Source organism: Oceanisphaera submarina (genome assembly GCF_046521305.1).
In the GTDB taxonomy this organism is placed as follows: Bacteria; Pseudomonadota; Gammaproteobacteria; order Enterobacterales; family Aeromonadaceae; genus Oceanimonas; species Oceanimonas submarina.
The window spans coordinates 63,517-80,867 of record NZ_JBKGFN010000002.1 but is presented as its reverse complement, the minus strand read 5'-3'; the positions used below and the strand labels follow the sequence as shown (position 1 = coordinate 80,867).

Below are 17,351 nucleotides of genomic sequence, written 5' to 3'. Positions count from 1 at the left end.
CTTTCTCCAATGCTGGGCAGATGCTGGGCAGATGCTGGCAGGACACAATAAAGCCGACCATCGGCGGCAGGGATGCCGCCGTTGAGCATACATGGATGTACTTGCTGCGTGCCGGCGTATTGTGCCTGTCAGCATCGTGCACCTGCAGCATCTTGCACACGTCAGGCCTCACATTTGTCCCGGAATAAGGTATCTTTAGCGTCTATCCGAGAATAACCGAGGCAAACATCTTTATGATCATCAAACCCAAGGTCCGTGGCTTTATCTGTACCACCACCCATCCGGTCGGTTGTGAGGCGAATGTACGCGAGCAGATCGCCTACGTCAAAGCCAAGGGCCAGCTTGAGCAGGGTCCCAAAAAGGTACTGGTGATCGGCGCGTCCACCGGTTACGGCCTGGCTTCCCGCATCAATGCCGCCTTCGGCAGCGGTGCCGCTACCATCGGCGTTTTCTTTGAAAAGCCGGCCACCGAGAAAAAGACCGGCTCCGCCGGCTGGTACAACGCCGCCGCCTTCGACAAGGTCGCCAAGGAAGAAGGTCTGTACGCCAAGAGCATCAACGGCGACGCTTTCTCCAACGAATGCCGTGACCAGGTGATTGATCTGATCAAACAGGATCTGGGCCAGATTGATCTGGTGGTCTACTCCCTGGCGTCTCCGGTACGTAAAATGCCGGACTCCGGTGAACTGGTCCGTTCCGCGCTCAAGCCCATCGGCGAACCCTACAAGTCCACCGCCCTGGACACCAACAAGGATGTGCTGATAGAAGCCGTGGTCGAGCCGGCCAACGAGCAGGAAATTGCCGATACCATCAAGGTGATGGGCGGTCAGGACTGGGAGCTGTGGATGAACGCCTTAGGCCAAGCCGGTGTGCTGGCCGACGGTGCCAAGTCCGTGGCTTATTCCTATATCGGTACCGATTTGACCTGGCCTATCTACTGGCACGGCACCCTGGGCAAGGCCAAGGAAGATCTGGATCGCGCCGCGCACGCCATCGATACCCAACTCAAGGCCAAGGGCGGCAACGCCCATGTGGCGGTGTTGAAGTCGGTGGTCACCCAGGCCTCTGCCGCCATTCCGGTGATGCCGCTGTATATTTCCATGGCCTTCAAGATAATGAAAGAGCAGGGAATTCACGAAGGCTGTATCGAGCAGATCCAGCGTCTGTTTGAAACCCGCCTTTACAGCGGTGAGCAAGCGCCGGTCGACGAACAGAACCGTCTGCGTCTGGACGACTGGGAACTGCGTGACGAAGTGCAGAACGCCTGCCGTGAAATCTGGGCTCAGGTGCAAGATGACAACATCTACCAGTTGACCGACTATCAGGGCTACAAGGACGAGTTTTTGCGTCTGTTCGGTTTCGGTCTGACCGGCGTGGATTATGATGCCGACGTCAATCCGGAAGTCAGCTTCGAGGTGATTGAACTGGCCTGAGTCTGAGACTCTTTATTCGAAAAAAGCCCCTGCCGGATGTTTCCGGCAGGGGCTTTTTATTGGGTTCGTTTGTTGCTTATGATGTTCGAGCGTACAGTGATGGTAACGTCAACCGTATCGGGAGCTTCTATGAAGGCCAATATGACACTGGGTGCCTTGCTGTTTACCGGCGTGCTGGTTACTGCGCCTCTGTCGGCTCAGGCGCAGCCACCGGCAGATCAGGGGCAGCAGAAAGAGCATAAATACCGTGACGGCGAGCTTCGGGAGCAAAAACGGGAACACCGCCGGGACAGTGACCGTGCTGGGGAGTATCGGCGTGATCGGGAGCGAAAAGAAGACCGACGCTATCCGAATGTCGATGAGGCCGCGCTGCGACTCGTCTTTCGTGAACACCGGGACTGGCTGAATGACGGTCAGCATCGGGATGCGCTGCCGCCGGGTATCAGAAAAAATCTGCAACGGGGCAAGCCACTGCCACCGGGAATTGCCAAACGCTTCGATCCTCGCCTGCGGGAACGGCTGCCCTACTATGAAGGCTACGAATGGCTGCGGATCGGGGATAAAGCGGTGCTGGTGGATTTGGCGACCGACAATGTCCGTTTCATTCTGGAAAGCATCTTAGACTGAGTACGGTGCCGGTTGCGGCTGTAGTCAGGCGACCTCGGTCCGGTTTTTTCCGGCACGCTTGGCGGCATACAGGGCATTGTCGGCCTGGAGCAACCATGTGGTTGCATGGGGGATTGTTTTATCCAGAGTGGCAATCCCTGCACTGATGGTGTAGCGGATTTCTATGTGCTGGGTTTTCACCACGGCGGCTTCGATGGCCTGTCGCAGACGTTCAACGATGACCATGGCACCTTCGCCATCGGTTTCCGGCAATATGATACCGAACTCCTCGCCGCCGTAGCGACCGGAGTGATCGGTGCGGCGCTGGGCGGCGCGAATGGTGGCGGCAAGATGGCGAATCACTTCATCACCGGCCGGGTGACCATATTGATCGTTGATGGATTTGAAGTTATCGACGTCTATCATCACCAGGCTGCAGGGATGACAATAGCGCTGGTAGCGGGCAAATTCGCTATCGAGCAGGTTTTCCCAGGCGGCCCGGTTCAGCAGACCGGTCATGTTGTCGGTGATGCTCAGCCGGGACAGCTGCTTGTTGGCTTGCTCCAGTGCCAGTCGGCTGCTGGCCACATCGGTGACATCGTAGATCATCAGGCAAACGCGTTTTATGCTGCCATCCGGCTCTGCCAGCGGGCTGATGGTCAGGTTTTGATACATGACAGGTTCGGTACCGGTCACCGGACGGCTAGTACCGAAGCGAAACAGGTAGGGCCGTAGCTCCCAGGAAGTGAAGGCCCGGGTTTTCAGGGTAACCACGGTATCCACTTTACGACGGAGCCAGGTCTGGGGCAGCTCGGGAAACAGGCTGAACAGGTTTTGATCCCGTACCGCAGTGGAAGTCAGGCCGCTGTGGTTCTCCATGAAGCCGTTCCACAGCTGTACCTGGAAGTCCAAATCCAGTACCACCAGGCCGATTTCGACCGACTCCAGCATATCCACCAGAAAGTGAAAGGCGTGTGTATCCAGTTTATCGAGATTCATCCTTTACTCCGTCAGATAAGACAACCGTTGTTCCAGTCGGGTAACCGAGTCTTCTGTCAGCAGCACCAGAAGATTGCAGGAAATATGTTGCTGTTCCAGTTCGTAAGGTATCTCGATGCACAATAGTTGTTCGGGCTGTTGGCGGTGATGCTCGAGCAAAGCCTCAAGCTGCTGGTGCTGCCCGAGTATGGACGGCTGATCCAGCCCAAAGTGGATATCGAGCTGATCACCCAATCCCTGGAGAAAGGCGCCAAACAGTATGCTCGACATGTCCATCAGAATTTCCATATCCGGTGCCGTGGTGCCGGGTTCATCATAGTGCAGCAGACGAGCCATTGCCTCTATGCTGGAGTCGGAAAACAGCAGTAGCGCTTCGCCAGAGACACCGGCACCGACAAAACCCTGACAAACGGCGGAATAATGGCTGTTGCCTTCCACCGCCGAGATAGCCATGCTGAGCTCGCTGCGGGCGATCATGGCCACTTTCGGGATGGGCTGTTGAATAAACACATTCAGCAATCGGGCCAGCAGGTTCGAGGCTTGCCCCATGGCGATGTTGGCCATCTCCTGCAGATAATCCTGCAGTGACAATGTCAGCGTGGGCAAGGCCTCGCGCCGAATTGGCTGGGCGCCTGTATGTAGCGGATTGAGGCCATATTGAGATAACAGCTGCATCAGCTCATCGGAGTTGATGGGCTTTTTGATGAAACCGATGGCGCCCAGGGTCTTGACCCGCTGACGAGCCAGGGGCTGGATGTCGCCCGAGACCACCACCGTTATGACGGGCAGATCCTGCAATTTGATCGCTTCCAGTACGCCATAACCATCCAGTACCGGCATGTTGAGATCGAGAAACAGCACATCGGCGCCCTGAACACGCAGCAGGTCAAGGGCCTCTGTGCCATTATTGGCAAACTGGATTTGATTGGTCCAGCCCTGTGGCAGAGTGTTTGCGATTTGTTTGCGTGCCAGAGCGGAATCGTCACAAATCAGAATGCGGATTGTCATGCCGTAGAGCCTGTACCGATAGATAGAATGTCGACGAGGGGAGCCGAAAAAAGTTTATTCAACCACACTTTAAGGCTGGTTAACAGTTAACTCATACATAGCCAATTACATTAAGTATCTGCTTATATTTAGAACTCTGGCTCCAGAATCAACAGGGTGCCTTCCTCGATACGCAATGGTTTGATGGTGGGTGAGCGAAACCTCATTTTGGTGGGTATTCAGGCATTCTAGAGGCGTCTCACCCTATAATGGACAATAGACAGATAATTACAATTGGTTGATAAATGAGCGAATTTTTCTCTCTGGGACGATGGATGCCGGGTCTGGCTACCCTGCTGGGCTACCAGCGGGCCTGGTTATTGCCGGATGTTCGAGCCGGTGTCTCGGTGGCGGCGGTGGCACTGCCGGTGGCGATTGCCTATGCGGAGCTGACAGGCGTCGGTGCCGTGGTGGGGCTCTACTCCTGTATTCTGCCGATGATTTCCTATGCCCTGTTCGGTTCATCCCGCCAGCTGATCATCGGCCCCGATGCCGCTACCTGTGCTGTGATTGCCGCCGTGGTGACGCCGCTGGCGGCGGGAGATCCTATCCGCCATTGGCAACTGGTGATGACCATGACCGCCATGACCGGCTTCTGGTGTCTGATTGCCAGCCGGTTAAAGCTGGGGGTGTTAGCCGACTTTTTATCCCGGCCCATTCTGATGGGGTTATTGAACGGGGTGGCCATCACCATTATCGTCGGCCAGCTGTCCAGTGTATTCGGCTTCAGCTTCGCCGAGACCGGCCTGATCGAGCGATTATTGGCGGCACCCGATTATGTGTCTCACATCCATACCGCGACCCTGAGCATCAGCGTGCTGACACTGGTGGTGATGTTGCTGAGTCGGCGCTTTCGGCCCCAGTGGCCCAGCTCCCTGCTGGGCCTGGCTGTCGCCGCCACCCTGTTGTGGGGACTGGAACCATCACGATTCGGGGTGGCGGTGGTCGGCACCCTGAGCGGTGGAGTCCCCCAACTGCAGATCCCCGAATTCCCCCCCGGCCTGATACGGGAGCTGGTGCTGCCGGCGCTTAACCTCGCCATGGTGAGCTTCGTATCCATGATGCTGACCGCCCGCAGCTTCGCCACCAAGAACGGCTATGATATCGATGCCGACAAGGAATTCCGGGCGCTGGGTTTTGCCAACCTGGCGTCGGCGGTGTCCCAGGGGTTTGCCATCAGCGGCGCCGACTCGCGCACGGCGGTGAATGACGCCAACGGCGGCAAGAGTCAGCTGGTTTCTGTTGTGGCGGCGCTGGTGATTGCGGTAGTGACCTTTTTTCTGACCGCGCCGCTGCAGTACATTCCCACCGCCGCCCTGGGTGTGGTTCTGATCATGGCGTCGTTGTCGCTGACCGACTTCAAAGGGCTGTGGGCGTTGCGCCATTCGGACAGCTCGGCCTTCTGGCTGGCCTGGATTACCTTTGCCAGCGTGCTGTTTATGGGGGTGATCCCCGGTATTACCCTGGCGGTGCTGCTGGGCCTGTTCCAGTTCTTGCGTAATGTCATGCGCCCGACCGATCAACTGATGGGCATGAACGATGAAGGGGTGGTGCATACTCTGGGCCATAACGAAGAGGTCAAGGCCATTACCGGGGTGCTGATTTACCGCTTCAACTCACCGCTGACCTATTTCAACGCCGCCTATTTCAAACGACGCGTCTTGTTGTTGCTGGGTGGCGAAGCCCATCCTCCCAAGTGTCTGATCATCGATGCGGTTTCCTGCTTTACCCATCAGGACATCAGTGTGATGAGCATGGTGGGCGAGCTCTATAAGGAACTGAAACGACGGGGTGTGCATATGGTGATGGCCGGACGCCGGGGGCAAATGACGCACTGGTTGAAACAGGCGGGTATCCGGGTGGGGGAGGAAGGCATTCTGGTGTATCCCGATCTCTATCAGGCCCTGCGCATTACCCGTCATCATTGGGCTTCGCAGTCCGCCGGCACCAACGCAGAGACAGAGGCAGCTGACGAGTCTGAGGAAAATAAGGCCGCCACCAGTACCATATTGAAGATGCAGCCGGAGTCTACGGATTCCGACTTGAAGATGCAGATGACAGCGCCGGATCCCGTCATGACCATACTGGAAGCGCAGGTCGATGAGCCGGTGGAACTGCCGACGGCGGCCTTCAATCCGCGGGATTTTCCCCGATGACCTCAGGGCAGAATCGACTCTTGTGGTTGCCGCCACCCGGAGTGGTGACGCTGGCGGCAATAATGATGTGGTTGACCGAGCAGCAGGCGACGCAATGGAGCATCTCTTTCTTCGGGCAGCAGGGGATCGCCATTCTGGTCACACTGACCGGGCTGGCGTTGATGCTGCTGGCGGTAGGGCAGTTGCACCGGGCCCGGACTACCGTGCTGCCGTTCAATCCCGGCAGGACCCGCCGTCTGGTGACCGGCGGTATTTTTCGTTATTCGCGCAATCCCGTTTATCTGGGTGATCTCTTGCTGTTGCTGGCCTGGGCTGTCTGGCTGGGTAATGGTCTCAGCCTGTTGTGGCTGCCGCTGTTTGTCGGTTACATGAACCGGGTGCAGATAGGAGCGGAAGAACGGGCGCTGGCGGCAAAGTTTGGTGCCGATTATCTCGACTACTGTAGCCGGGTCCGGCGCTGGCTTTAGGCCGATTAAGGCTTGCGAGCCTCTGCAGGCAACTCTACACTGGCCGCTTTTCATCATCCAACCTGCCCGAACCGGTTTATTCATGCCGGTTGCTGCAGGCCATAGGGAGAGAGTATCGGCCCCATGAGCGAAGACAACGGCGCTACCCGCCTCAATAAATTCATCAGCGAAACCGGCATCTGCTCCCGGCGTGAAGCCGACCGGCTGATCGAGCAGGGACGGGTCACCGTCAACGGAGACGTGGCCGGCATGGGTGTCAAGGTCAGCGACGCCGACAGGATAACCGTCAACGGCAAACCGCTGCGGGCCAAGCCGAAGGCGGTGTATCTGGTCTACAACAAGCCGATTGGCATTACCTGCACCACCGACAGGGCCATTCCGGAAAACATCGTCGATGCGGTCAACTACAAGGCGCGGATCTTTCCCATCGGTCGGCTCGACAAGCCCTCTTGCGGCCTGATCCTGCTGACCAACGACGGTGATATCGTCAACAAGATACTGCGGGCCGGCAACGCCCACGAGAAAGAATATATCGTCTCGATGGACAAGCCGATCACCGACGACTTTGTCGCCCGCATGAGCGCCGGGGTGCCGATTCTCGATACCGTGACCAGGCCCTGCAAGGTCAGAAAAGTCGGCCCCAAGACCATCAACATCATCCTGACCCAGGGTCTGAACCGGCAGATCCGCCGCATGGCCGAATATCTGGGCTTCAGCGTCACCAGTCTCAGACGGGTGCGGATCATGAATATCGAGCTGGGGGGGCTGAAGTCCGGCCAGTGGCGAGAAGTCAGCTCCCAGGAGTTGGCGCTGATCAACAGCATGATCGGCGATTCCAGCAAAACCGAAGAAGCATCCAGGCTCGAGCAGCCCAAAGCCGCCCGTCAGGGGCCCCGCATCAAGGACAAGCCGGCGGCCAGTCGCGGACGCAATCGACGGTCAGGTTCGACCGGCGCTACCCGGCCTGACTCGCGATCGGGCTCCCGGCCCGGAACCCGCACCGGCGGTAAAAAGACCGGGCGTTAACATCTGAAAGGTACGGCACCGGCGCTTTTGTAGGGGAGAGTCCATTCAAGCGGTGCCGTGTTCGCCGCCTGTTAATCGCCAAACCGGATCAGGTGGAAGTGCTTCTTGCCCCTGCGTAATACCAGGTAGCGCTGCTGCAGCAGCGACAATTCGGTCGTGTCGGCGGTGGCCGCATCGCCGTTGACCGCGATGGCGCCGTTGGCTATCAGCTCCCGGGCCTGGCGCAGCGAGCCAGCCAGACCGCAACTGACCAGCAATTGGCTCAGGGCGGGCAAGACGTCCGAGGCCGGCTGTCCGGCGGCTTCAATCCGGGTCAGGGGTATGCCATCCAGCTCCAGCTGCTCAAACTCGTCCAGACTCAAGCGGCTGAAATCACCAGAGAACAACGCCTGACTGATGCGCTCGGCACCGGCCAGCGCCTGTTCGCCATGTACCAGCATCGTCAGCTCGCGAGCCAACAGGCGCTGGGCCTCGGGACGGCCACCTGTGGCCCGGTCGATATGCTCTATGGCGTCGATGTCCTCCACCGACCGCAGGCTGTAGTAACGTAAGAAGCGGTACACATCCGCATCGCTGGTATTAAGCCAGAATTGGTAAAAGGCATAGGGTGAGGTTCTGGTCGGATCCAGCCAGACGGTGCCGGTTTCGGTCTTGCCGAACTTGGTGCCATCGGCCTTGGTGATCAGCGGCAAGGTCAGCCCGAATACCTGTTGTTGATTGAGCCGACGGGCGAGATCGATGCCACTGGTGATGTTGCCCCACTGATCGTTGCCGCCAATCTGCAGGGTGCAGCCCTGTTCCCGGTTCAGCACCGCAAAGTCGTAGGACTGCAGCAGGGAATAGGCAAATTCGGTGAACGACAACCCCTGATCGGGGCGGGCCAGCCGTTGTTTGACCGACTCCCTGGCGATCATGGCGTTCACGGAAAAGTGTTTACCTATGTCCCGCAAGAAACCGAACAGATCCAGCTGGCTCATCCAGTCGGCGTTGTCGAGTAATAGTACCCGCTCATGGTCATTTTCGGCATCGAGCAATTGGCCTATCTGCAGTTTCAGCTCGTTTACCCAGGCGGTGACGGTGGTGGCGTCGTTGAGGCTGCGTTCGCTGGCCTTGAAACTGGGGTCGCCAATCATGCCGGTGGCACCGCCAATCAGTGCCACCACCTTGTGACCGGCGTCTCGGAACCGGCGCAGCATCAGCAGCGGCACCAGATGACCAATATGCAGGCTGCCGGCGGTGGGATCGAAGCCGCAATAAATCACCCGGTGTTGCTCGTTGAGGTGAGCGGCGAGGATGCCGGCGTCCGATTGCTGGGCGATCAGGCCCCGCTGCTCCAGCTCCTGCAGTAACGGGTTGTGAGTATGGGATGCGTGTAACCGGGGGTCTTGTAAATCAGCCATAATGGACTCTTGCTATCAAACAAAGTCTCATCCTGACCCAGGCGAAGGCTCCTTTTCTATGTCCTTTTTAGGATAGTTCGGGATAATAACCCTTTCATGCAACCATCAGCTCGAGCAAAGGCCGGAACTTATGTCCGAATCGGATCAGCAAGAGTACGAACAGGCACTGGCGCAGGTGATTTCCGCCCTGGGCACGGTTGCCTTTCCGCGCCGGCTGGCGGCACTGGTCGCCACCAGGGTAGTCGCCGACTGCACCCTGATGCTGGGCTATCGTTCCGGAGGGCCGGCCATTTACCTGTACGACAACCTGCGCCATCGGCGCGAGTTGCTGTTTCAGCAGTATTTGAGCGGCGTCTACGCCGACGATCCCTTCTACCGGGCGCTGAGTAGTGGCCTGGATGAAGGTGTCTATTCGCTACGCTCCCTGGTGGCGGAGCAGGGCATGGGCCCACATTATATGGCCGGTTTTTATGATGCCACCGGCTGGCAGGAAGAGCTGGGGCTGGTGGTGGCGCTGAGAGCAGGACAGTGGCTGACGCTGTTTCTCGGCCGACTGGCCCCGCGTCCTTTCGACCGGGAAGAGCAGGCCCGGCTGCGTCGGCTGCTACCGGTGCTCGGTGCTCTTTGTCGTCAGCACTGGCCCAAAGGATGCGGCGCCATGGCACAGGCCCCGCCGGAGCAGACCGATATGCGGGCCAGGGTCGAGCTGGCGCTGGCCAGCCTGGGCCAGAGCCGGCTGACCCGGCGCGAGCGGCAGGTGGCGGTATTGTTGGTGCAAGGTCTGGATAATGACGCCATCGCCGGCGAGCTGGGCATAGGAGCGGGCACGGTCAAGAACCACCGTAAACATCTATATGCCAAGCTGGGACTGGACTCCCGGGCGGCGCTGTTTGCCTTTTTTATTAATCACTTGATCACCGACGGTTAGGAGTGAAATTCGAGGGGGATGAGTTCACATCTCGGGGTTGTGGTGGGTCCCCGTACTAGTGGCCCCTTGTTGCGGAGTGTATACTGGCCGCCACTCCGGGCGTATTTAACGAATAACAGGGAACAGGCCGTTATGATCCCAAGGATAGATCTGCAGCAGCAGATAACCCCTACCTATTTTGCTTTTCTCGATGCACTGGCCGAGAGCGGCTTTCGTGGCGATATTGAACGCAGTTATGCCAGTCGGCTGTCGGTGGCCACCGACAACAGCGTCTATCAGAGTCTTCCCCAGGCGGTGGTGTTTCCCCGTTCTACGCAGGATCTGGTGGTCATGCTGGGCCTGGCGGCCAAAACCGCCTATCAGGACATCAGGTTTGCGCCCCGAGGCGGGGGCACCGGCACCAACGGCCAATCGCTGAACGACAACATCGTTGTGGACTTGTCACGGCACATGCATCAGTTGCTCAAGATTGATGTGGATGGTCGCCGGGTGCGGGTACAGACCGGCATGGTCAAGGATCGGCTCAATCAGCTGGTGGCGCCGCACGACCTCTTCTTTTCCCCGGACCTGTCGACCAGCAACCGGGCGACCCTGGGTGGCATGATCAACACCGATGCCTCCGGTCAGGGCTCGCTGGTCTACGGCAAAACCTCGGATCATGTGTTGGGCGTCACCGCCGTACTGGTGGACGGCACCATCATAGAAACCGGCCCCGTCTCCGGCGAGGCGCTGGACAGGAAGCTGGAAGAAGACAGCCGGGAAGCGGAGCTCTATCGCTGCGTCTATCACAGCGTTACCGACAACGCCGGTGAAATAGAGCGGCGCTTCCCCAAGCTGAATCGCTTTCTCACCGGTTATGATCTCAAACATGTCTACGACAAGGCCAGTCATACCCTGGATCTGACCCGCATCCTGTGCGGCTCAGAAGGCTCGCTGGCCTTTATTGCCGAAGCCTGGCTCGATCTGACTCCGATCCCGACCTATCGCACCCTGGTCAACGTCAAGTACGACAGCTTTCAGTCGGCGCTGCGCAATGCACCCTTGATGGTGGAGGCCAGGGCGCTGTCGGTGGAAACCGTGGACTCAAGGGTATTGGGGCTGGCGCGGGAAGACATCATCTGGCATTCGGTGAGCGATCTCATTCAGGACGTGCCGGGCAAGGTGATGGACGGCCTCAACATGGTGGAATACGCGGATCAGGACGGGGACGCCCAGCGCGAGAAGGTCGAGGCACTCTGTGCCCGGCTCGATGGCCTGATCGAGCGAGGAGAGGCGGGCATCATCGGCTATCAGGTATGTGATGATCTGGCCTCGCTCAACCGCATCTATGCCATGCGCAAGAAGGCGGTGGGGCTGCTCGGCAACACCAAGGGACGCAAGAAGCCGATCGCCTTCGTGGAAGATACCGCGGTGCCGCCCGAAAATTTGGCCGACTATATTGTCGAATTCCGTACCCTGCTGGATGAACACGGCCTGCAATACGGCATGTTCGGTCATGTGGACGCGGGGGTGCTGCATGTACGCCCGGCACTCGACATGACGGATCCCGAGCAGGAAGTGATGCTGCGCAAAATCTCCGATCAGGTGAACGCGCTCACCGCCAAATACGGCGGCCTCATGTGGGGCGAGCACGGCAAGGGTTATCGTTCGGAGTACAGCCCGACCTTCTTTGGCGAAATGCTGTTTACCGAGTTGCGCCGCATCAAATCGGCCTTTGATCCCTTCAACCGGCTCAATCCCGGCAAGATTTGCACCCCGCTCGACAGCCTGGATCAATTGGTGTCGGTCGACGCCACCAAGCGCGGCTTCTATGACCGGCAGATTCCGGTCAATGTGCGTGAGGGCTTTACCCAGCCGATGGACTGCAACGGCAATGGCCTGTGTTTCGACTTCGATGTGCGCTCGCCCATGTGCCCCTCGATGAAGCTGACCGCAGACCGTCGCCATTCGCCCAAGGGCCGGGCCGGTCTGGTACGCGAATGGCTGCGCCAGTTGTCGGCCCAGGGCTTCGATCCCATGGCCGAAGAAGCGGCGGTAATGAGCCGCGGCGCCAGCGTCAAGGGGCTGGTAGAGCGGGTGAAATTTACCTGGCAGAAAAGCCGTGGCGAATACGACTTCTCCCACGAGGTCAAAGAGGCAATGGACGGTTGTCTGGCTTGCAAGGCCTGCTCCAGCCAGTGCCCGATCAAGGTGGATGTACCTACCTTCCGTGCCCGTTTCTTGCAGCTGTATCACCAGCGCTACCAGCGTCCGCCCAAGGATTACATGGTGTCCTGGGTCGAAAGCTACACCCCATGGATGGCGAAGGCACCCAAGCTGGTCAACCCGCTGATGGGCAACAAATGGGTGCAGCGTGGCGCCAGCTCGCTGCTGGGTATGGTGGATATGCCCAAGGTGAGTGATCCCAGCCTGCAGAACTTGCTGGCAACCGGGCCGGCGGCGCGTTTCGACATGGCCGAGCTGCAGGCACTCGGCGACGAGCAGAAGGCGAAAACCCTGCTGATAGTGCAGGACCCGTTCACTTCCTTCTACGACGCCAGGGTGGTGTACGATCTGGTGCAACTGGCTACCGCACTCGGCTTCAATCCTGTGGTGCTGCCGTTCAAACCCAATGGCAAGCCGGCCCACGTCAAGGGCTTCCTGCGTCGCTTCGCCGCCATGGCTGCCGACAGCGCCCAGTTCCTCAACCATCTGGCCCGGCTCGGCATTCCGCTGGTGGGGGTCGACCCATCGCTGGTGCTGTGTTACCGGGACGAATACACCAAGGTTCTGGGGACGGCCCGGGGCAACTTCGAGGTGCTGCTGCCGCAGGAATGGCTGCTGCAACAGCTGGAGCGGCTGCCGGTCAGAACGCCGGATGGCGAGCCCTGGTATCTGTTTGCCCATTGCACCGAGAAGACCGCCTTGCCGGCCACCCATCAGGACTGGAGCCGGATCTTTGCCCACCTTGGCGCCAGGCTGGAGCCGGTATCCGTGGGTTGCTGCGGTATGGCCGGCACCTATGGCCATGAGCGGGAGCATGCAGAAGGCTCCAGACAGCTGTATGGCATGAGCTGGGCCGGGCCGATGAACAAGCTGCCGCGCGATCGCTGCATGGCCACCGGTTTTTCCTGCCGCAGCCAGGTCAAGCGCATCGAAGGACAAGGCATCAAGCATCCGGTGCAGGCGCTGCTAAGCTTGCTGGCTTGAATCAGGAACTCGTAGGGTCGACTTATTTTAGGTAAGAGTATTCGGCCGCCTAACAGAGGTGCCATGCCATTGGTCGATTGAAATCGACCCTGCGATCATAAAATACAGAATAAAGGAGAAATAATGGGTCTGATACTGGGTTTGATTATCGGTGGTCTGGCGGGCTGGATCGCCGGCAATCTGATGAAGGGGCGGGGCTTCGGCCTGCTGGGCAACATTCTGGTCGGCCTGGTGGGCGGCTTTCTCGGTGGCGTTCTGTTCCGTCTGCTGGGGCTGGCGGCCACCGGCGTCATCGGCTCCCTGATCATGTCGGTCATCGGCGCCGTCCTGCTGATTTTCATCGTGGGAAAAATCAGACGAACAAAGCTATAAGCCGCCAGTAACGCCATTCAGGGCGCAGACTCCAGACGATGCCCGTTGCTCCGGCTTACGGCTTCAAGCCGTCGTTCGGCTTTAATTAGTGCTGGACAATCTACCTCAATTAGCAGAGAATGCGCCCTCAGCCCAGTTGGGCATGACCTTTTGTGATGTGGGTCACGATATTTAAGCTGTAATGTGTTGCTTGAGCATCGTAATAACCCGCCTATTCGGCATGCTACGTGGTGATGCATCAGATGCATTTACCAGAACCCTGGGTTTTAGTAGCTGCCAAAATATGTGCGTTGAAGCGGGTTATATTGCGTTGGTCTGGAGGTTAACGCAAATCACGTCCGCGCCACACGACGCGAATCCCTCGAGGATCCGCACGTCCCCTTCATTTGGGCGCGACGACACAAGTCTGGCAGATCGACATCCATGATGAGAAAGACTGACTGGTTTTTATCAGGCAGTTAACCATGGCGGTGTTGAGACAAAAATGGCCAGATTAGCCTTGTGAATCTTAGTGTTAAACACACTCTGTAAAGGGAAGCCCTCACCTTTGGTGAGCATGGGTTGTCCCTGGCCTTTTACTGTATCAGTCCGCCGACATTCTATTAATTCGGAACTGTTAAATGACAAATACTTCTATTGTACCTGCCGCTAATGCACCTGCTTTCACCGAACTGGGTCTGGCTCCTGAAGTCTTAAAAGCACTGACCGATGCCGGTTATGTGACGCCTTCTGCAATTCAGGCTGCCGCGATTCCTACTCTGTTAAGTGGTCAGGACGTACTGGGTCTGGCACAAACCGGTACCGGTAAAACAGCGGCATTCGCCTTGCCGCTGCTGAGCACCATCACCGGTGGCAATGCTACCCCGCAGGTACTGGTACTGGCGCCGACCCGCGAGCTGGCCATCCAGGTTGCCGAGTCTTTCGAAGGCTACGCCAAGTACCGCAAAGACATCCGTATCCTCTCCATCTATGGTGGCCAGGCATATGACTCGCAAATTCGCGCCCTGAAGCGTGGCGTCGACATCGTGGTCGGTACCCCGGGCCGGGTAATGGACCACATGCGTCGTGGCACCCTGAAGCTGGACAACCTGAAAGCACTGGTACTGGACGAGGCAGATGAAATGCTGCGCATGGGCTTTATCGACGACGTTGAGTGGATCCTGGAGCAAACTCCGGCCACCCGTCAGATTGCCCTGTTCTCGGCTACCATGCCGCCGGCCATTCAGCGTGTTGCGCAAAAATACCTGAAAAATCCGAAAGAAGTGCGGATCGAAAACAAGACCCGTACCAACTCCAGCATTCGTCAGCGTTACTGGTTCGTGCGTGGCATGAACAAGCACGAAGGCCTGTGCCGTCTGGTTGAGACCGAAGACATGGATGCCATGCTGGTATTCGTGCGTACTCGTAAAGATGCCGAAGATCTGGCGGACATGATGAGTCGCGAAGGTCACGCCTGTGAAGCGCTGCACGGCGATATTCCGCAGAAACTGCGTGAAAAGGTGATTGAGCGTCTGAAGAACGGTCGTTTGAACATCCTGGTGGCTACCGACGTAGTTGCCCGTGGTCTGGATGTTGAGCGCATCAGCCATGTGGTCAACTTCGACATGCCGCACGACAACGAGTCTTACGTACACCGTATTGGTCGTACCGGTCGTGCCGGTCGTGAAGGTGATGCCATCCTGTTTGTAACCGGTCGTGAAAAGCGCGGTCTGTACAACCTGGAACGTCATACCCGTCAGCCGATCGAAGAAATGCAGATGCCGTCTGCCGATGAAATCAACAAGATCCGTGCCGAGCGCTTCAAGACTCGTCTGCGTGTCAGCGTGGAAGCCGATGAAAAGTCACTGGCACCTTTCGTCGAAATGGTTGAGTCGCTGCAGGCCGAAGGTATGGACAGCAGCCAGCTGGCCGCCGGTCTGGCCCGTCTGCTGCAAGGCGACCGTCCCTTGTTCATGGAAGACCGTCCTCAGGCCGCTCGTCGTCCCGATGTGCGTGAAAACCGTGAGCGTGGCGAGCGTACCGAACGTCCGCGTACTCCCCGCGGCGGCCGTGACGATGTGTCCGGCGTGGTGATGGAAACCTTCCGCGTAGACGTGGGCCGGGTCCATGGCGTCAAGCCGGGTCACCTGGTTGGTGCCATCGCCAACGAGGCGGATCTGGAATCCCGTTTCATCGGTCAGATCCAGATTCACGACGATTTCTCGACCGTTGATCTGCCGGAAGGCATGACCGCCGATGTGCAGAAAGTACTGCAGAACGTACGCGTTTGTCAGCGTCCGCTGAACCTGGCCAAGTACGAAGGCGGCCCTGTGCCCCGTCGCAGCTTCCGTCCCAACGACGATCGCAAGCCACGTTCACCGCGTCGTAACGACAAGCGTCTGAACGGTTAATCACCGCTTCATACCGCGATTAAAAGGCCTGCCGGGTAACCGGCAGGCCTTTTTGTTGTCCGGGAAAAAGCGGCGTCAACGGATGCTGGGTCTCGTAGGGGCGAATTTATTCGACCAGTAGCGTCGCACCCGGGTGACTCTGTGAGATGGCCAGGCTTGTGATTTTGTTGCTGCAGCCTCATGTACCGTCAGGGTAGCGCCGCATAAATGGGCGTCTACAAGCACCGGTTTAAGGCGTTGGTTGAAAGTGCATCGGTCGATTGAAATCGCTCCTGCGAGACTGGCAGGTATTACAGTTGTTGTCGTTGTCACTTCAGTTGGCTGGCGTCGCGCAGCAGCAATACCCACGACGGCGATCCTGCAGATCATACGAGCTGCCCCTGAACCCCCTATGTACCGGCAATAGCGTCGGGGGAGCAGGGGGCGAGGCGGCGTCTGGCAGAGCTTGTCGAAGCGACCCCCTATAAACGTCAGACACAAAAAAGCCCCGCTGGGGCGGGGCTTTATATCGCGTTTTTACATCAGTGGGCCAGGGATTCCGGCAGATGCTCGCGAATGGTGGAGAGCATGGTTTTCAACACCTTGGGGTTGGCACAAACGATGTTGCCGTTACGCTCATAGTTATGGCCACCGACGAAATCGGTCACAATGGCACCGGCTTCGCGGGCGATCAGGCTGCCGGCGGCAAAATCCCAGGGCTTGAGGCCCAGTTCCCAGTAACCATCAACGCGACCGGCGGCCACATAGACCAGATCCAGGCTGGCGGCACCGGCACGACGGATATCGGAGCACTGAACGAACATGTCCTTGAACATGGCCAGATAGGCATCGGCCTGGTGCTTCTGCTTAAACGGGAAGCCGGTGGCCAGTACGGTGTTGTTCAGATCCTTGGCCTTGCCGGTACGGATACGGTAACCGTTCAGCTGAGCACCGGCACCGCGGCTGGCGGTGAACAGTTCGTCACGAATGGGATCGTACACCACGGCCTGCTCGGTGCGGCCCTTGACGCGCAGCGCGATAGATACCGCGAAGTGGGGAATGCCTTTTACAAAATTGGCAGTGCCATCAAGCGGGTCGACAATCCATTGGTAATCCGGATTGCTGCCGGTCAGCTCACCGCACTCTTCGCCGATAATCGTATGCTCCGGGTAAGACTTGCGGATGGTATTGACGATGGCGTTTTCCGCGTCCAGATCGACATTGGTAACAAAATCGTTCTGGCCCTTTTGGCGTGCTTCTGTGTTATCCGGGTTGGCAAAACCCTTGACGATAACTTGACCGGCGTTGCGCGCAGCGCGCACCGCAATATTCAGCATCGGATGCATATGAGTGAACCCA

The 17,351-nt window shown here is 58.2% G+C and carries 12 protein-coding genes and 1 pseudogene; 9 read left to right on the top strand and 4 right to left on the bottom strand.

Annotation, left to right across the window (positions count from 1 at the left end; genetic code table 11):
* Positions 1 to 233: 233 nt before the first annotated feature.
* Both fabV and ACLEIV_RS03015 read left to right on the top strand, forming a co-directional pair.
* The gene (gene fabV, locus ACLEIV_RS03020; protein ID WP_410455183.1) at positions 234 to 1,433 is read left to right on the top strand and encodes an enoyl-ACP reductase FabV; all 1,200 of its coding nucleotides are present in this window, start codon (positions 234 to 236) and stop codon (positions 1,431 to 1,433) included.
* Positions 1,434 to 1,562: 129 nt separating this feature from the next.
* The gene (locus ACLEIV_RS03015; protein ID WP_410455182.1) at positions 1,563 to 2,060 is read left to right on the top strand and encodes an anti-virulence regulator CigR family protein; all 498 of its coding nucleotides are present in this window, start codon (positions 1,563 to 1,565) and stop codon (positions 2,058 to 2,060) included.
* Between the two features lie 24 nt (positions 2,061 to 2,084).
* Here ACLEIV_RS03015 and ACLEIV_RS03010 read toward each other — a convergent pair whose 3' ends face one another.
* On the bottom strand, positions 2,085 to 3,038 hold the full coding sequence (locus tag ACLEIV_RS03010) for a GGDEF domain-containing protein (protein ID WP_410455181.1): 954 nt from the start codon (positions 3,036 to 3,038) through the stop codon (positions 2,085 to 2,087).
* 3 nt (positions 3,039 to 3,041) lie between these two features.
* A complete protein-coding gene (locus tag ACLEIV_RS03005) occupies positions 3,042 to 4,046 on the bottom strand; it encodes a response regulator (RefSeq protein WP_410455180.1) in 1,005 nt (334 codons plus the stop codon).
* A gap of 284 nt (positions 4,047 to 4,330) precedes the next feature.
* Between ACLEIV_RS03005 and ACLEIV_RS03000 the strand changes: the two are divergent.
* The 3 genes and pseudogenes from ACLEIV_RS03000 to rluF form a co-directional block, all read left to right on the top strand.
* Positions 4,331 to 6,004, top strand: a pseudogene (locus ACLEIV_RS03000) (SulP family inorganic anion transporter); the annotation flags it as partial.
* Positions 6,005 to 6,237: 233 nt separating this feature from the next.
* Positions 6,238 to 6,708, top strand: a complete 471-nt coding sequence (locus ACLEIV_RS02995; RefSeq protein WP_410455179.1) for a methyltransferase family protein — start codon at positions 6,238 to 6,240, stop codon at positions 6,706 to 6,708.
* Between the two features lie 123 nt (positions 6,709 to 6,831).
* Entirely contained in the window at positions 6,832 to 7,734 is a 903-nt protein-coding gene (gene rluF / locus ACLEIV_RS02990; protein ID WP_410455178.1) for a 23S rRNA pseudouridine(2604) synthase RluF, read from the top strand.
* 71 nt (positions 7,735 to 7,805) lie between these two features.
* On the opposite strand, the gene tyrS is transcribed toward rluF, so the two are convergent.
* Positions 7,806 to 9,134, bottom strand: a complete 1,329-nt coding sequence (gene tyrS, locus ACLEIV_RS02985; RefSeq protein WP_410455177.1) for a tyrosine--tRNA ligase — start codon at positions 9,132 to 9,134, stop codon at positions 7,806 to 7,808.
* A gap of 130 nt (positions 9,135 to 9,264) precedes the next feature.
* On the opposite strand from tyrS, the gene ACLEIV_RS02980 reads away from it, so the two are divergent.
* The 4 genes from ACLEIV_RS02980 (at position 9,265) to ACLEIV_RS02965 (ending at position 16,013) form a co-directional block, all read left to right on the top strand.
* Entirely contained in the window at positions 9,265 to 10,062 is a 798-nt protein-coding gene (locus ACLEIV_RS02980; protein ID WP_410455176.1) for a helix-turn-helix transcriptional regulator, read from the top strand.
* Between the two features lie 132 nt (positions 10,063 to 10,194).
* On the top strand, positions 10,195 to 13,251 hold the full coding sequence (ydiJ, locus tag ACLEIV_RS02975) for a D-2-hydroxyglutarate dehydrogenase YdiJ (protein ID WP_410455175.1): 3,057 nt from the start codon (positions 10,195 to 10,197) through the stop codon (positions 13,249 to 13,251).
* A gap of 123 nt (positions 13,252 to 13,374) precedes the next feature.
* Positions 13,375 to 13,623, top strand: coding sequence for a GlsB/YeaQ/YmgE family stress response membrane protein (locus ACLEIV_RS02970; RefSeq protein ID WP_410455174.1), 249 nt, complete (start codon positions 13,375 to 13,377; stop codon positions 13,621 to 13,623).
* A 620-nt stretch (positions 13,624 to 14,243) separates the two neighbouring features.
* The gene (locus tag ACLEIV_RS02965; protein ID WP_410455173.1) at positions 14,244 to 16,013 is read left to right on the top strand and encodes a DEAD/DEAH box helicase; all 1,770 of its coding nucleotides are present in this window, start codon (positions 14,244 to 14,246) and stop codon (positions 16,011 to 16,013) included.
* Between the two features lie 521 nt (positions 16,014 to 16,534).
* On the opposite strand, the gene suhB is transcribed toward ACLEIV_RS02965, so the two are convergent.
* A complete protein-coding gene (gene suhB / locus ACLEIV_RS02960) occupies positions 16,535 to 17,338 on the bottom strand; it encodes an inositol-1-monophosphatase (protein ID WP_410455172.1) in 804 nt (267 codons plus the stop codon).
* Positions 17,339 to 17,351: the final 13 nt, after the last annotated feature.

What these genes read in the sequence shown, in the direction of transcription:
- fabV (WP_410455183.1), top strand. Translation starts at nt 234, where the DNA reads ATGATCATCAAACCCAAGGTCCGTGGCTTTATCTGTACCACCACCCAT.
- ACLEIV_RS03015 (WP_410455182.1), top strand. Translation starts at nt 1,563, where the DNA reads ATGAAGGCCAATATGACACTGGGTGCCTTGCTGTTTACCGGCGTGCTG.
- ACLEIV_RS03010 (WP_410455181.1), bottom strand. Translation starts at nt 3,038, where the DNA reads ATGAATCTCGATAAACTGGATACACACGCCTTTCACTTTCTGGTGGAT.
- ACLEIV_RS03005 (WP_410455180.1), bottom strand. Translation starts at nt 4,046, where the DNA reads ATGACAATCCGCATTCTGATTTGTGACGATTCCGCTCTGGCACGCAAA.
- ACLEIV_RS02995 (WP_410455179.1), top strand. Translation starts at nt 6,238, where the DNA reads ATGACCTCAGGGCAGAATCGACTCTTGTGGTTGCCGCCACCCGGAGTG.
- rluF (WP_410455178.1), top strand. Translation starts at nt 6,832, where the DNA reads ATGAGCGAAGACAACGGCGCTACCCGCCTCAATAAATTCATCAGCGAA.
- tyrS (WP_410455177.1), bottom strand. Translation starts at nt 9,134, where the DNA reads ATGGCTGATTTACAAGACCCCCGGTTACACGCATCCCATACTCACAAC.
- ACLEIV_RS02980 (WP_410455176.1), top strand. Translation starts at nt 9,265, where the DNA reads ATGTCCGAATCGGATCAGCAAGAGTACGAACAGGCACTGGCGCAGGTG.
- ydiJ (WP_410455175.1), top strand. Translation starts at nt 10,195, where the DNA reads ATGATCCCAAGGATAGATCTGCAGCAGCAGATAACCCCTACCTATTTT.
- ACLEIV_RS02970 (WP_410455174.1), top strand. Translation starts at nt 13,375, where the DNA reads ATGGGTCTGATACTGGGTTTGATTATCGGTGGTCTGGCGGGCTGGATC.
- ACLEIV_RS02965 (WP_410455173.1), top strand. Translation starts at nt 14,244, where the DNA reads ATGACAAATACTTCTATTGTACCTGCCGCTAATGCACCTGCTTTCACC.
- suhB (WP_410455172.1), bottom strand. Translation starts at nt 17,338, where the DNA reads ATGCATCCGATGCTGAATATTGCGGTGCGCGCTGCGCGCAACGCCGGT.